This is a genomic window from Hymenobacter mucosus, assembly GCF_900188255.1.
Taxonomy (GTDB): domain Bacteria; phylum Bacteroidota; class Bacteroidia; order Cytophagales; family Hymenobacteraceae; genus Hymenobacter; species Hymenobacter mucosus.
In genome coordinates, this window is sequence record NZ_FZNS01000007.1 from 14,878 (window position 1) to 29,350 (window position 14,473).

Annotated in this window: 11 protein-coding genes; 10 read left to right on the top strand and 1 reads right to left on the bottom strand. The window is 58.6% G+C overall.

Features of this window, described 5'->3' with window-relative positions; genetic code table 11:
• Position 1: 1 nt before the first annotated feature.
• From CHB83_RS16415 to CHB83_RS16430, 4 genes are all read left to right on the top strand, one after another.
• Positions 2-1,138 (top strand): FecCD family ABC transporter permease, encoded by a 1,137-nt coding sequence (locus CHB83_RS16415; protein WP_089333386.1) that lies wholly within the window; start codon positions 2-4, stop codon positions 1,136-1,138.
• Positions 1,139-1,185: 47 nt separating this feature from the next.
• A complete protein-coding gene (locus CHB83_RS16420; RefSeq protein WP_089333387.1) occupies positions 1,186-1,971 on the top strand; it encodes a heme ABC transporter ATP-binding protein in 786 nt (261 codons plus the stop codon).
• Between the two features lie 52 nt (positions 1,972-2,023).
• Complete coding sequence (locus CHB83_RS16425; RefSeq protein ID WP_089333388.1) at positions 2,024-3,055, top strand: hemin-degrading factor; 1,032 nt, start codon at positions 2,024-2,026, stop codon at positions 3,053-3,055.
• 412 nt (positions 3,056-3,467) lie between these two features.
• Positions 3,468-5,240 (top strand): sensor histidine kinase, encoded by a 1,773-nt coding sequence (locus CHB83_RS16430; protein WP_089333389.1) that lies wholly within the window; start codon positions 3,468-3,470, stop codon positions 5,238-5,240.
• Between the two features lie 143 nt (positions 5,241-5,383).
• On the opposite strand, the gene CHB83_RS16435 is transcribed toward CHB83_RS16430, so the two are convergent.
• A complete protein-coding gene (locus CHB83_RS16435; RefSeq protein ID WP_143437162.1) occupies positions 5,384-6,820 on the bottom strand; it encodes an NHL repeat-containing protein in 1,437 nt (478 codons plus the stop codon).
• Between the two features lie 573 nt (positions 6,821-7,393).
• Between CHB83_RS16435 and CHB83_RS16440 the strand changes: the two genes are divergently transcribed.
• From CHB83_RS16440 to CHB83_RS16465, 6 genes are read left to right on the top strand one after another with little or no spacing between them, the layout of a single operon-like run.
• The gene (locus CHB83_RS16440; protein WP_089333391.1) at positions 7,394-7,879 is read left to right on the top strand and encodes a response regulator; all 486 of its coding nucleotides are present in this window, start codon (positions 7,394-7,396) and stop codon (positions 7,877-7,879) included.
• A 7-nt stretch (positions 7,880-7,886) separates the two neighbouring features.
• The gene (locus tag CHB83_RS16445; RefSeq protein ID WP_089333392.1) at positions 7,887-8,624 is read left to right on the top strand and encodes a polysaccharide biosynthesis/export family protein; all 738 of its coding nucleotides are present in this window, start codon (positions 7,887-7,889) and stop codon (positions 8,622-8,624) included.
• A complete protein-coding gene (locus tag CHB83_RS16450; RefSeq protein ID WP_089333393.1) occupies positions 8,621-10,738 on the top strand; it encodes a GumC family protein in 2,118 nt (705 codons plus the stop codon). The genes CHB83_RS16445 and CHB83_RS16450 overlap by 4 nt, the downstream gene beginning before the upstream one ends.
• Positions 10,713-11,987 (top strand): MATE family efflux transporter, encoded by a 1,275-nt coding sequence (locus CHB83_RS16455; RefSeq protein WP_089333394.1) that lies wholly within the window; start codon positions 10,713-10,715, stop codon positions 11,985-11,987. The genes CHB83_RS16450 and CHB83_RS16455 overlap by 26 nt, the downstream gene beginning before the upstream one ends.
• A complete protein-coding gene (locus CHB83_RS16460) occupies positions 11,984-13,102 on the top strand; it encodes a glycosyltransferase family 4 protein (RefSeq protein ID WP_089333395.1) in 1,119 nt (372 codons plus the stop codon). Before CHB83_RS16455 ends, CHB83_RS16460 begins: the two co-directional genes overlap by 4 nt.
• Positions 13,095-14,414 carry an O-antigen ligase family protein gene (locus CHB83_RS16465; RefSeq protein ID WP_089333396.1) on the top strand — a complete coding sequence of 440 codons (1,320 nt, stop codon included), beginning with the start codon at positions 13,095-13,097 and terminating at the stop codon, positions 14,412-14,414. Before CHB83_RS16460 ends, CHB83_RS16465 begins: the two co-directional genes overlap by 8 nt.
• The last annotated feature ends 59 nt before the right edge of the window (positions 14,415-14,473 follow it).

The window sequence follows — 14,473 nt, forward strand, 5'->3', positions numbered from 1 at the left end:
CATGACTACTCTCAGCCAAGCCCCCGCGCTGCCTGCTCCGCCCACTCTACTCCGGCCCCAAGCGGTAGCCCCAGTGCCCAAGCGGCAGCGTCTGCTCTTGCCGGGCTTGGTATTCTTGCTCTTGGCGGCCGTAGTAATAGGGGCGGGAGCCGGGGCCCTATCTATTCCGGTGCCGGCCCTGCTCGGTATTCTGCTGCACAAGCTGGGGCTCACAACCAGCTTAGCCTTTGAGCCCCAACAAGAGGCCGTGCTGTGGGCCATTCGCCTGCCGCGGGTGTGCCTAGGTGTGCTGGTAGGGGCGGCATTAGGGCTGGCGGGCACTAGCATGCAGGGGCTATTCCGCAACCCCCTCGCCGATGCCGGGCTAATCGGTATCTCGTCGGGAGCCTCGCTGGCAGCCGTGGCTACCATTGTGTTAGACGTAAAGCTGATGGCGCTACTAACGAGCTGGGGGCCTCTACGGGAGTGGTTGGGGTTCTACTTACTGCCGCTGGTGGCTTTTGCCGGGGCATGCGGCACTACCTTTCTGGTCTACCGCATCTCCCGCGAAGGAGGCCGCACGGTAGTAGCAACCATGCTGCTGGTAGGCATTGCCATCAACGCGTTGGCGGGCGCCTGCACGGGCTTGCTCACCTACGTAGCCACCGACGAGCAACTGCGCAGCATCACGTTCTGGGGCCTAGGCAGCCTAGGCGGCGCCTCCTGGCCGACGGTGCTGCGCCTCCTTCCGTTTTTGCTGTTCCCGCTGCTGCTGCTGCCCCGCCTGGGTAAGCCGCTGAATCTGCTGGCTCTGGGCGAGGAACAAGCTGCCCACTTAGGTTTGCCCGTGAACAGTCTTAAGCGTCAACTCATAGGCTTGTCGACCTTGGCGGTGGGCGCTAGCGTGGCAGTGGTGGGCTCCATTGGCTTTTTGGGACTGTTGGTCCCCCATCTTATTCGCATAGTGGCAGGCCCCGACAACCGCCGGGTGCTGCCGGGCTCGGCCCTGGGTGGGGCCGCGGTGCTGGTGCTGGCCGATACGCTAGCGCGTACCCTAGTAGCCCCGGCCGAGCTACCCATTGGTATTCTTACCGCCCTGCTCGGGGCGCCTACTTTTCTCTGGATTTTGCTGCGCCAGCGGAAGCTGCGCCGCGCTTAGTCGTCACCGCTACCTCTTCTGTAGGCAGGTAGCCTACCCCTTGCCGTATGTTTACTTGTGAAAATCTGACGTACCAAACCGGTCGGAAAATTCTGCTGCAACAGATTTCCCTCCGGGCCCGCCCAGGAGAGTTGTTGGCTGTTGTGGGGGCCAACGGGGCGGGCAAATCTACCCTGCTGCGCTTGCTTAGCGGCGACCTGCTACCCACTAGCGGCTGCGTGCAGTTTCAGGGCCGCCCCCTGGCCGCCCACTCCCCGGCTGCGCTGGCTAAGGGCCGCGCCATCCTTACCCAACACCACCTGCTGGCCCTCGATTTCCCCGTGGCTGAGCTGGTTATGATGGGGCGCTACCCGCACTTCCTGGGGCAACCAACCCCCACCGACCACTGGATTGTGGAAGCCGCCCTCAATACGGTGGGGCTGTCGGCGCTGGCGGGCCGCAGCTACCCCACGCTTTCGGGCGGAGAGCAGCAGCGGGCCCAGTTGGCGCGGGTGCTGGCCCAGGTGTGGGAAGCGCCCAACGGCTTTTTGCTGCTGGATGAGCCCCTCACGGGCCTCGATTTGCACCACCAGCACCACACCCTTGCTATTGCGCGGGGGCTGGTGGCCCGGGGCTTTGGTGTCATTGCCGTACTCCACGATTTAAACCTAGCCGCCCAGTACGCCGACCGCGTCCTTTTACTACACCACGGCCAAGGCTTGGCCTACGGCACTCCCGGGCAAGTACTTACGTGCGAGAGCATTCACCGGGCCTTTCAGCTGGAGGTGCAGCTACTGCAACATCCTGGCCTTGGCTGCCCGCTCATTGTGCCCTGCCCACGCATCGTGCGCTGATGCTTACTGCGGCGTTATTCTTTGCTTTACTCCCTACTCTTGTTCTTCTTTTATGGAAACTCTAACTGCCTCCCTGGCCGAGCGCTGGCACGCCTACCAGCAGCAAAACCCGAAAACCCGTATTCGTGATGCCGCCCGGGCGCTGCACGCCAGCGAGGCCGAGCTGCTAGCTACCCGCTGCACTAGCCATCCCAATTCGCCGGTGGTTTTCTTGCACGGCGACTTTCAGGAGCTTCTTAAGCAAGTGCCCACCCTGGGCCGCGTACTGGCTCTTACCCGCAACGACAGTGCAGTGCACGAGCGAAAGGGCCAGTATCAAAAGGTTTCCTTTAACGGCCACGTAGGTCTGGTGCTGGGCGAAGACATTGACTTGCGCCTGTTTATGAGCTACTGGCAGTTTGGCTTCGCGGTAGAGGAAAACGGCCGTCGCAGCCTCCAGTTTTTTGCCGCCGATGGGGAGGCTGTGCACAAGATCTACCTGCTAGAAGAAAGTAATGCGGCCGCCTACGATACCCTGGTAGCGCAATTCCGGGCTAGCTCCCAGCCCGTTAGCCTCACCACCCAATCTACTCCAACTCCCGACCCCGAAGCCGACGATGCCGCTATCGACGTGGACGGCTTTCGGGCGGCGTGGCGGGCCCTCCAGGATACACACGAGTTTTTTGGTTTGCTTCGCACATTTAAGGTAAGCCGCACGCAGGCGCTACGCTTAGCCCCGCCGGAGCTGGTACGCCGACTAGACGTTACGGCCATCGACCAGGCCCTGCGTACCGCCTCGGCACAGCAGTTGCCCGTCATGCTGTTTGTGGCTAGCCGCGGCTGCATCCAGATTCACACGGGCCTCACGGAGCGTATTGTTCCTACCGGCCCCTGGCTTAACGTGCTGGACCCCGACTTCAACCTGCACCTCAAGCTCGGGGACGTTGCCCAAGCCTGGGCCGTACAGAAACCAACTGCCGACGGCATCGTGACCTCGGTGGAGCTGTTTGATGCCGCTGGCCACAACTTGCTGTTGCTGTTTGGCAAGCGCAAGCCCGGCCTCCCAGAGCAAGAAGCTTGGCGCGAATTGGTAAGCGCTTTATAGCGCCCGCCCTCTATGACTAGCCCCTCCGCACTGCCTACCTTGCCTACTACCAGGTAAGGTAAGCAGCGCGGAGGGGCTTTGTGCTGCTTCCTGATTCTGCCTTCCTACCGGCTGGTGGGCGCTGCCTACTATTGGGCTGCCAACCCGAATGACACGTTCGCTACCTCCACGTACAGGTGCCTGCCTAGCGTCGTCAAACCTAACAGCCCGATGAGCTGCCCGTTCCAAGCTGAACAAAAATTGCCGTTTTCGGCGCCTAATGCGGGGAGATAATCCCACTATGCTGAACTTTAAAGACTACTTTTGATAGCCAAGGTAGTACCGATACTGTCCTATTCGGTCTAACCTGTTAATAGCCTCTCTCGTTGACCTATGGTCTTGATTGCTGGTTCGCGCTGATATTTACTGTAGTATGTCTTCGTCACCTTCGTTGCCTGTTCAGGAAGAATCGCAGTCGGAAGCGGACTTGCTGATGCGTTTGTTTCCCGGAGGCGGGGAGATGGGGCAGCGCATTCGGGAATTAGATTGGTCTGCTACTCTGTTGGGGCCGGTACGCGGTTGGCCCCAATGCCTCCGCACGGCCGTTAGCATTATGCTGGGCTCGCGCTTTCCCATGATGGTGCACTGGGGCCCCCAGCTGGTGCACTTTTATAACGACGGGTACGCCACTATTCTACAGGGTAAGCACCCCGGCGCCCTGGGCCAACCCGCCGAGCCCTGGTGGCGCGAAATGTGGCCCTTCCTGCAAGGAATCTTCGCTTCTGTGCTGGCGGGCCAGGCAACGTACTTCGAGAATCAGTTGGTGCTGCCCAACCGACAGGGGTTTATTGAGGAAACCTATTTTAATTTCTCCCATAGCCCTATTTACAACGAGGCAGGCACCGTTGGGGGCATTTTCGTTACGGCCCTAGAAACTACTTCTACCGTGCTGCAACAGCGGCGGCTGGCTTTGCTCAGTCACCTCACGTCCCAAACCGCGTTGTCGGTTCAGCCGGCGGAAGCAACCCAGCACATCATCTCGGCATTGTCTACCAACGCCGATGATATTCCTTTCGCCTTGCTCTACACGCACGAAGAAGGCACAACGCAAGCACAACTGCGGGCGTGGTTTGGGTTGCCGGCCGGCGAGCCGACCGCTCCTACCATCATTGCCCTCTCACCCCCCGCAAACAGCAACTTGGGCTGGCCCGTGGGCGCTGTATTGCAACAGGGCCGGCCCCTACTAGTAGCCTCCCTGCAAGAGCGCTTTGGGGTATGGCCCACCGGCGAGTGGCCGGAGGCGCCCACGCGGGCGTTGCTTTTGCCACTGTTCGTGGGCGAAGCAAACAGTGGTCCGGCCACTATACTCATCGTGGGCTTGAGCGCCCGCCGCCCCCTCGACGAAGCCTACCACACCTTTTTCTCTCTGGTGGCCGATTACGCCGGCCGCGCTTTGGCCCGGGCCCGGGCCGTGCACGAAGCGCAGCGCCTGAACCACGTGTTGCGCAACATGAATGCCTCCCTGGATTCGTTTGTGCACATCGTCGCCCACGACCTCAAGAGTCCGGCCACCAACTTGCAAGGACTGCTGGAGCTATACTACGAGGAAGAACCCGGCTCCGCGCAAGACCACATTGTGACGTTGCTGGAGCAGGAAGTTCAGCGCCTATCGAACACGGTGCGCGGGCTGCTGCAAGTATTGCACACCCAGTACGAGGCGGCCGCCCCCGCCACCGGTACCATTGCCTGGGCTGAGGTCTACGCCACCGTAGAAGCAGAAGTGACCGAACTGCTTCACCAGCAACAAGGCACTCTTACCGCCGATTTTGGCGCGGCTCCCACCATCCGCTACCCTCAAGCTTACCTGGAAAGCATTATGCGCAACCTGGTGTATAACGCGCTCAAATACCGGTCGCCGGAGCGGGCTCCCGTAATCCAGGTACAGAGCCGCCGCCAAGGGCAAATGGTGGAGCTTAAGGTGACGGATAACGGACGCGGCATTGACTTGGCACGCGACCGGGACCGGCTGTTCCAGCCCTTCACGCGCCTGACCACCGAAGGCGAAGGAGCAGGGCTGGGGCTGCACTTAATTAGCACGCTGGTACACCGGCGCGGCGGCACCCTAGATGTTGCTAGTACACTGGGTGCTGGCACCACGTTCACGGTAATACTGCCCGAAGAACCCACCGCCGTACCATCATTTTAGCCTGCGGCTACTACTCTCTACTAGTGGGTAGCTGCCGCAGGCTATTAAGAGAAAGGCTGTTCTTATCTTGAGCTCAGCCTGCAAGTATGCCGCCTGTGCCTACCAATTGTGGAGGTATAATTAACGACGTATTAGCAAGTAGATTATCGAATATCAGCAGTCATCCGGACGGGAAATTCCACGCGGCCAACGAAGAGCTGGTTTAAAGCATTGCCGGTTGAAAAGGCGCCTAAACGCGCAGCAGAGCCTAATATTCCGCCCACATACACGTCGCCGTTGGGTGCAGTCCGGATGGTGCCGGCGTCGTCAGTAGCAAGGCTGCCAAAGGTTAGGAAATCGAGCCAGCGGCCACTTTTGCTGAGGCGAGCCATGAAAAGGTCGGTGCTGCCTTGGCTGACCAGGGTAGATGTGCCATACTGGGCCCCCCGGCTAAAGCAACCGGTAATGTAAATGCTACCTCCCGGGCCCAGGCACACATCAGTAGCGTCTTCCATAGCGTTTCCGCGTACCGTATATACCCACTGCCACTGGCCTTGGGGCGTGAGCCGGGCCACGTAGGCGTCGTCTCCGCCCTGGCTTAGAAAATCAAAGGCGCCAAAGGAAGCGCGCCCGCTAAAGGAGCCCGTCACGAACACGTTGCCATCGGCACTAACGGCTATGGCTTTGGCGTAGTCGGTGCTGGGGCCACCACCGGTTGTGGCCCACTGCCAGTTGCCAGCTCCATCTACCTTGGCTACGAAGGCATCGTGGGTTCCGGCACTAGTCAGCTGGGCGGGGCCAAGGTGGGTGGTTCCGGCAAAGTAGCCGGCCGTATATATGTCTCCCGCGTGACCAATGGTGAGGCTGTTGATAACCGTTTGGTCGCTGCCCTGGGTTTGGCGGGCCCACACCCACCGGCCTTGGTCGTCGAGCTTCGCCACGAAAGCATCCGAAGTAGCAGTGCTGCTTAGGGTGTTGGTCTCGAAAGATACTTCGCCCCGGAAACGACCGCCCACCACCACATTGTGCTGAGCGTCCAGCGCTATTGCGGTGATTTGGTCCTGCTCGGTGCCTCCTGCGGTGCTCACGGCACGCCACGTACCAGCAGGGGTGAGGCTAGCCACAAACATATCGTGGCCGCCTTGGCTGCGTTTGGTGAAGCTGCCAAAGCTTGCCGATTCCGTGAAGGACCCGGCCACAGTTACGTTGCCGTCGGCGTCCACCACGAGGCCCGATGCCATGTCGGTGCCAGCTCCTCCTGCGGCGGTAGCCCACTGCCACTCCCCACTTGCCGACAGCTTGGCCGCAAATACGTCGCTGCTGCCCACGCTTTGCAGCGAGTAGGAGCCAAGCTGAAGGTGATGGGTAAAGCGCCCCGTAACGTAACTGTTGCCAGCGGCATCGGTGGCAACTTTTGCCACTACCACATTACCATTTTCCGTGGAGTGCGATGCCCAGCGCCATGTAGGCTCCTGGGCGTAGGCAGGTTTTCCAATTGATAGCACGCACGCAGCTAGGGCGCCTAGCACAGCTGGCCACCGGCACAATAACCTAGGGGGTATACCAACCTGAGTGAGACCAGCAAGGGTAGAATCGGACATGGGAAAAGAAGTAAGGAGGTAGACGAGGTTGGGGAGTGATGGATGCATACCCCCGTGCGCCAGTACCTGCCAATGCGGGACCAACTTCCTGTGCTACTACAAAGCGCCTGTTTGCCAGGTGTTTAAATGATAACCCTACATATGAGGCCGTCCAATAGGTAGAGATCTGCTCTAGATTATGGACTGCTGCATTAGAGAACCCGCCCAACCATACCGAGGCAGAATCTCCTGAATTGTGCGAGCCCTAGCTGCTCATCTTCTCACGGAGGGAAAGGCTATTCCCAAGCGCCAGCACTGGCCCGTACGAGTGGCATCCTGTAAGTTGATAGTAGAGCTACCATAGCCAATCGGCGCTGCCAACTAAGCGACACTGGATACGGTAGCGGGCTAAGATTACTGCTACCCATGGCTACCCCCAAGAACCAGGGTAAGCTACTCCACTTCCTGGACGATGATCCAGAAAATAGAGCTTTGGCACGAGCTTGTTAGTTTATAAGTGATTGCTAAATAAACACTTAAAGCAAAAGTTGCTTTTGGTATGCATGTGGTATAAGGCAGACCAAAACAACACCTATGCTAAAAGAGCGACACAAAATCTTTGTGGTGGACGACGACCCGTTCTGCCTGAAACTCATGGAAAACGCCCTCCGCATCAATGGCTTCGAGGATGTTCACAGTTTCGAAAGTGGGGCCACGTGCCTAAACGCCCTCATCGAGGAGCCGGATATCATCTTTCTAGATCAAGTAATGGACAGCGTATCGGGTACCGACACGCTCAAGGCCATCAAGCGCTTCAACCCCGACATCTACGTGGTGTTTGTGAGCGGACAGCAGCAAGTGGAGGTGGCCGTAGAGTCGCTCAAGTACGGTGCCTTCGACTACATCGTCAAGGACGAACAGCTTACTTCCAAAATAGGGGCGGTGCTAGCCAAGATCTTGGTAGTGCGCACCATGCTGGCCCGCCAAAAGCCTCCCCGTTCCTCCCGTCTTCTTTCATTCTTCAATCTGTTGAGCTTCACCTTCACCTTTCTCGGTGGGCTCTCCCTTTTTTCTCATTAGTGTTCTTATGAAACGACTCGTACTTCCGGGCCTGCTGCTGTGGCTTTGTTTGCTGACAAGCTGCACGCAGAACTTATTTCAATCAGCAAGCAAAACGGAGTATAAAAAGCTGACGCTTGACCCCGACTACCAGTATCAGATTCGCAAAGACGACAAGCTGAGCGTGAGCGTGTGGGACCACGAGGAACTTAGCGTTGGCTCTATCTACAGCATCTACAACTCCAACGAGATTTATGGCAAGTGGCTGCTGGTAGATGCTACCGGCAAAGTGTCACTGCCAAAGGTTGGGGCCTTCCAAGTGCAAGGGCTAACCGTGCCAGAAGCGGAGGCAAACTTGAAGCAGGTGCTAAGCCAGTGGATTGTGAACCCCCAGGTGAACATCAAGGTCCTCAACAAGGAAATTACGGTTCTGGGTGAGGTGAACACCCCCGGCACCCAGTTGCTTGAAAAAGAGCGCAACACTCTGGTTGAAGTGCTAGGGCGCGCCGGTGACTTCAGCGTGCACGCCGATAAGGAACACGTGAAGGTGCTCCGGGCCAATGGCTCGGACGTGCGGGAGCTGGAGGTAGACTTAACCCAGCTCGATCATTTCGACCTGAACAACATTGTGGTGCTACCCGGCGACGTGGTGTACATCCCGGCCCGCAACGGTAAGCAGTTCGACAAGAAATCGGGCACGGCCCTGGCCGTTGCCTCCAGCATCACCGCTATTATCGTCCTCACCCGTTTGGTATTTGCACTATGAGCGAGCTAAAAAACAATCTGCGTGTAGTACGCACCCTGTGGCGGGGCCTCCCGATAATCCTGCTTTGCACGGCCCTGGCCGTACTAGCTGCCTATGAGTACCTCCGCTACGCCACGCCACTCTACGAGAGCACGGCCAAAATCAAGCTGGCCGAAGCAAACGAAGGCCCCATCAATACTACCCTGATTAAGACCTCCGACGCCTTTTCGCCCAATAACAAGACGGGCGCCGAAGTGGAGCTTATCAAGTCACAGTTCCTGGTAGGCAAGGCCTTACAACAGCTTCCGTTCGACCTGAGCACTTACCGGGTGGGTGAAATCCGCAAGACGGAGCTGTACAAGCAAAGCCCATTTGCTGTGACCCTGCAACTCCGCAACCGCAAGTGGGAAGATCAGCCCTTCAAGCTGGAAATCAACGCCGACAACCAGTTGGCTCTTACCTCGCCCGATGGCGAAACCGTAGTCGGCCAGTTTGGTCAACTCCTGCATTTTGCCGGTGCCAATGTAGTCATCGAGAAAAACCAGGCGCTGCTCCAAGCCAAGCCCGGCCTGGCCTTGGCCGACACCTACGAGTTTGTTCATCACTCCCGCACCCAGCTTATGCAGGACGTGCTAGACCACCTCGACATCACTAGCGTGGACAAGGACGTAGCCGTTATTCGGGTAAGCTTCCGCAGCCCGGTAGCCGAAAAAGCCGCCGACCTAGTAAATGCGCTGTCGGGGGCGTACATGACGGACTACCTCGAAAACAAATACAAGGTGGCTAACACCTCGGTGGAGTTCATTGACAAGCAGCTGAAGACGGTGGGGGAGAGCCTAGCCCATTCCGAAAACTCCATTGAAGGCTACCGCGACCAGAAGCGCATTGTGAACATTGGGCAGGAAACCGACACGGAACTGCACAAGATTTCGGAGATGAAAATTCAGCGCGCCAACCTGCGCATGAGCCTAGCGGCGGCCAATAGCCTGTACCAGTACATGCAGTCGGGCAAGAAGAACATTTTGGAGCTGGCCCCCACCTTCGAGGCGTTCAACGATCTGCTCTCCAACGACATGGTGAAGAAGATGAAGGAGCTGCAAGCAGATAAGCGCGACATGCTGCTTCGCTTCAAGCCCGAGGATGAGAAGGTGGTAGCTATTGACCAGAAGCTGGCCGACCTGAATGGCTACCTGCTGGAAAGCATCAAGAACACCCGCAACGCCCTGACCATCAAGTATGGCGAAATCGACCAGGCCATCCGCCAGGCGGAGAAAGGCTTTGTGGGCTTGCCCACCCGCGAGAAAAACCTGGCTATTCTGGAGCGTAACTTCCAGTTGAACGAGAAGCTTTACACGCTGCTGCACGAGAAAAAGACTGAAGCCGAAATTGCCAAGGCCGCTCCCACGTCCTCGCACCGAATCATTTCGGAGGGCGCAGTGCCCGATAAGCCCATTGCCCCCAACCACGAGCTGGTGCTGGCCGTGTCTGGCTTCCTGGGTATGCTGGTTGGTACCGTATTGGTATACCTATTCTCCCTGCTGCATGCTACCCCCAACGATACGCACCAGGTTCAGAAGGAAACCATCATCCCCATTGCGGCTAGCGTGCCCTACCTGGCTACGGCCGGGCAGCGCGTGGCGTACTTCCGGCAGTTGGCTACCCGCTTGGAGCTGAAAGGCCTGCTGCCCATGGGTAGTAAATTGGTTGTGAGTGCTTTCACCGACCTGGAAGGCCACTCCTTCTTCTTCGAGAATCTGGCGGCAGCCCTGGACGCCCAAGGGAAAAAGACCCGCTGCATTTACATTAACGACCATAACACGCTGAATCCCGACACCCTCAGCTCGGAGCTGATGCTGGTGCACAACCTGGCCTTGGCCGAGGATAGCCACAGCCTGGCCGTAATGGCCGGCGCCGACGTAAACTTGGTATTGCTGGATAGCCGCACTACCCCTCTGCACCGCATCAAGGAGCTGGAACTGCTGGTAGCGGAGTACAAGCTTCCCAACGTGCACTTCTGCTTGAATCGCGAAGGCTACCAGCCCAGCCCATTGCGCTCCTTCTGGAAGCGCTCCGCTCGGCAAACTACCTGGCAGCTAGCCAGTGAAGCCCATGCTGGCACTCCCGCTACGGCGTAGCTGGCCGACCCTGCCGGCCCGCTACTGGGTAGTAGCGGGCCAGGCAGTGGTCAGCGCCACTTCCTTTCTCACCAATATTTTTATTGCCAAGCTCAGTGGCTTGGCCACCTTTGGGGAGTACAGTGCCTGGCAGATGGTGTTGTTGCTGGCCTTGGCGCTGCAAGGAGCCTTCGTCAGCCAGCCCATGCAAACCGTGTACGGGCAAACGGCTGCCACCCGCCGGCCAGCCTACCGCCAAGCGCTGCTGGCCATGCAAATGGGCTTTAGCCTGGCGGCTGTGGTAGTGGTAGCAGCGGGGGCCCTGGCCTTGCACTATGGTACGCTGGCGCTACCCGCCTTTCTGGTATGCATGGTGGTGTGTTGCGGGCAGGATACCGCCCGCAAACTGCTATTGGCCGACGGTAACGTGCAAGTAGCCCTCGCCAGCGACGTCCTATCGGCGGGAGGGCAGCTGCTGGTGCTCGCCTACTGGGCCTTGCACCACGAAGCCGCTACGCTGCCCGCCGTGCTGTGGGCGGTAGGACTAACTACCGTTCCTGCTCTGCTACTATCCGGCTGGGCGCTACGGCTCACCTTTCGCATTCGGTTCGAGCGTCACTTCGTTGCAGCGCACTGGCTGCAAGCCCGCTGGCTTCTCCCTACTGTGCTGGTGCAGTGGCTTTCCTCCAACGCCTTGCTAGTATTTGCCGGCTGGACGGGCAGCGCCGCGATGCTGGGGGTGCTGCGGCTGGCCCAAACCTTCATGGGCCTGTTCAACGTGGGGCTGCAAGCCGCGGAAAACTATGCCCTGCCCAAGCTGAGCCAGTACGTTCATCAACCCGCCTTGTTTGCCCAGCAGCGTGCCCGCCTGGCGCGCACCATGCTCTTGCTGGCGGCCCTGCCCATCCTGGCTTTGTTTGGGCTGGCGGGTCCTATCATTGAGTGGCTACAAGCAGATAGCGCCCAGTACTGCAACGTGTTGCGCTGGTGCTGCTTGCTCTACGTGGTTATTCTGCTAGTGTACCCGCTGCGCCTCACCGTGCGCCTGTTGCCTAGCGCCCGGCCCTACTTCGTGGGCTACGTGCTCAGCGTGGCCGTCTCGTTCGGGCTGGCGCGGTGGCTGGTTGGCACTTGGCAAGCCAGTGGCGTGGTGCTAGGCTGGATTGTGGCGCAGGCCGTGCTGGGCTTGTACTGGGCCCTAGTGGTATGGCAGGCTGAATCCCAACAAGCAACTGAAATCCTGGCTTCCCCAACTCAAGAAACTCTATGAAAGTAATTCATCTCATACTAGGCAAAGCAAATCCAGAAAGGATGAACGGCGTGAACAAGGTAGTACATGCCTTAGCTACGCAGCAATGCCGAGCTGGCTGGAATGCGGAGGTGTGGGGCATTACCCAAGATGTGGTAGAAAACTACCCGCCCCGTGATTTTACCACCCGCCTGTTTCGGGCGTGCCGCAACCCCTTCCAAGTGCACCCCGAACTGGTGTCGGCCCTCACGCAGATGGCTGGTCAGGCCGTGGTTCACCTGCACGGGGGCTTCATTCCCGCGTATTATTCGGCCGCTAAAAAGCTGACTGAGCTGGGTATTCACTACGTGGTGACGCCTCACGGTAGCTATAGCGCCCAGGCCATGCGCAAAAATGGCTTGGTAAAGCAATTGTACCTCCGGTTGTGTGAGCGTCACCTGCTGCAAGGGGCGGCGCTGGTGCACTGCCTAGGGCAAAGCGAAGTAACGGGCCTGCGCGGCCTGCGGGCCGGCCTGCCCACCTGCCTACTGCCCTACGGTTTTGAAATGCCCCTTATGGAAGTGTGCCGAACGGAGCCGCGGGGCATCTTCCGAGTGGGCTTCTGTGGCCGCCTCGATGAAAAGCACAAGGGCCTGAGCTGCCTGATTGCGGGGTTTGCCGAGTTTGCCCAGCACATGCCCTCGGCAGAGCTGTGGATTATTGGCGACGGCCCCGACCGGGAAAAAGTAGAACGCTGGGCGGCCGCCGTACCCGCCGGCAAGGTAAAAGTGCTGGGCAGCCGCTTCGGCAATGAGAAAATGGGCTTGCTAGCGCAGTTGGATGTGTTTGCCCATCCTTCCCACTACGAAGGGCTACCTACCGCCGTGCTGGAAGCCGCTTCACTGGGTATTCCCTGCGTGGTGACGGAAGCCACCAATATGGGCTCCTATATCCGGCACTTTGAGTGTGGGCAGGTGGTAGAAGAAGCGCAGCCTTCCCAGTTAGCGGCGGGCCTCCGGCAGGTGTACCAGCAGTGGATCAATACTCCCCGCCAGCAGCTCAGCCAGCGTTGCCACGCCATGGTTACCACCGCATTCTACTGGCCCACGCTCCTTCAGGAATACCAGCGCATGTATCGGCGGGCATACTATGCATAGCACTTCTACTCTTTCTCTTCCCGCCGCATCATCAGCCCTGCGGTACCGTGGGTTTCTGCGCACCTTGCAGGTAGTCCTGACTGTTATCCTGCTGATTAAGATTGCCGGCTTTTTCACCTGGAGCGACAACGTGGGCGTTACGCGGGTGCTCAAAATAGCCAGCCGCCTTGCCATGACGGGCGCCATCGTGGGCGTTTATCAGCTCATCCTGCGTCGGGGGGCGGTAGATTCCTTCCGGTGGCAGAATAGCCTTGCTCCGCTGCTTTATGGCGGTTACCTGCTCCTGGGCTTGGCATCGGTGCTCTGGTCTACTGACCCTGGCTACTCTATGCTTCAACTGCTCATGGATGTAGAAAGCTTTGTTTTCGCTTTCTACTTCGTCAAGTGCTTTTCGCTGCTTGAGTCGTTCTTTCCCACGAGTACCATTCGCTTGTCGAACGTACTGGGCAACGCTTCCTTTCTGATGGTGGTGCTTTTTGTGGTGGGCATGCTGGTAGCACCCGACGTGTTTTACCGCATGACCCACGGCGGCGAGGAAGCACGCTTGGGTGGCTTCCTCATGAACCCCAATGAACTGGGTATGCTGTGCGTAGTGTGCCTGTCCTGCCTCGCCTTCGACCTCTACCGCCGGCATCACTTCCGCCTTACGCTGGTGAAAATGCTGCCGGTATTCTACGCCCTACTCCTGACGGGTTCCCGGTCCTCTCTGGTTGGGTTTCTGTTGCTAGTGTTGTTTCACGTGTGGCAATCGGGGCGGGCGCGCCTGAAGCTGGCGGTGGCAGCTAGTGCCTTGTTGATAGTGCCCTTGGTGGTGCAGAACGTGTTTGTCAAGCAGGGCGGTTTGGAAGAAGTACTTAGCCTAACGGGCCGCCTGCCATTCTGGAAAGCCCTGCTCACCGAAGGACTACCGAAAGAGCCGCTCCTAGGCTACGGCTTCATGCGTATTGCCTACGGCGACTACTTCCAGAGCACGCATACGTATGCTGCGCAAATGACCCACAACACCTTCATTCAGGTGCTTCTGAACCTGGGCTTGGTAGGGTTTGGGCTGGTGCTGGCGCAGTTGGTTTGCACGGTACGCGGGTTTCTGACCTACTCTGCTCCCGAAAAGCGCCTACTGATTATCAGCATCTTCATTCCCATCCTGATCAACTCATTTACCGAGTTCGGCATCTTCGGCCAAACCAACTACGGCATCTTATTCTACCAGATGCTGATTTTCATGATCAGTCAGCGCTACCATCCGCTGCTGTCTACGGCCGAAAAGCTTTTCCTCCGGCGGAAACGCCCCGAGCTGCTGCTGGCCGCGTAGGGCCGCCGCGCCGCCACTTACTGCCGGGCTTCTGTTGTTAGCCACTCCGGCCCTTGTCT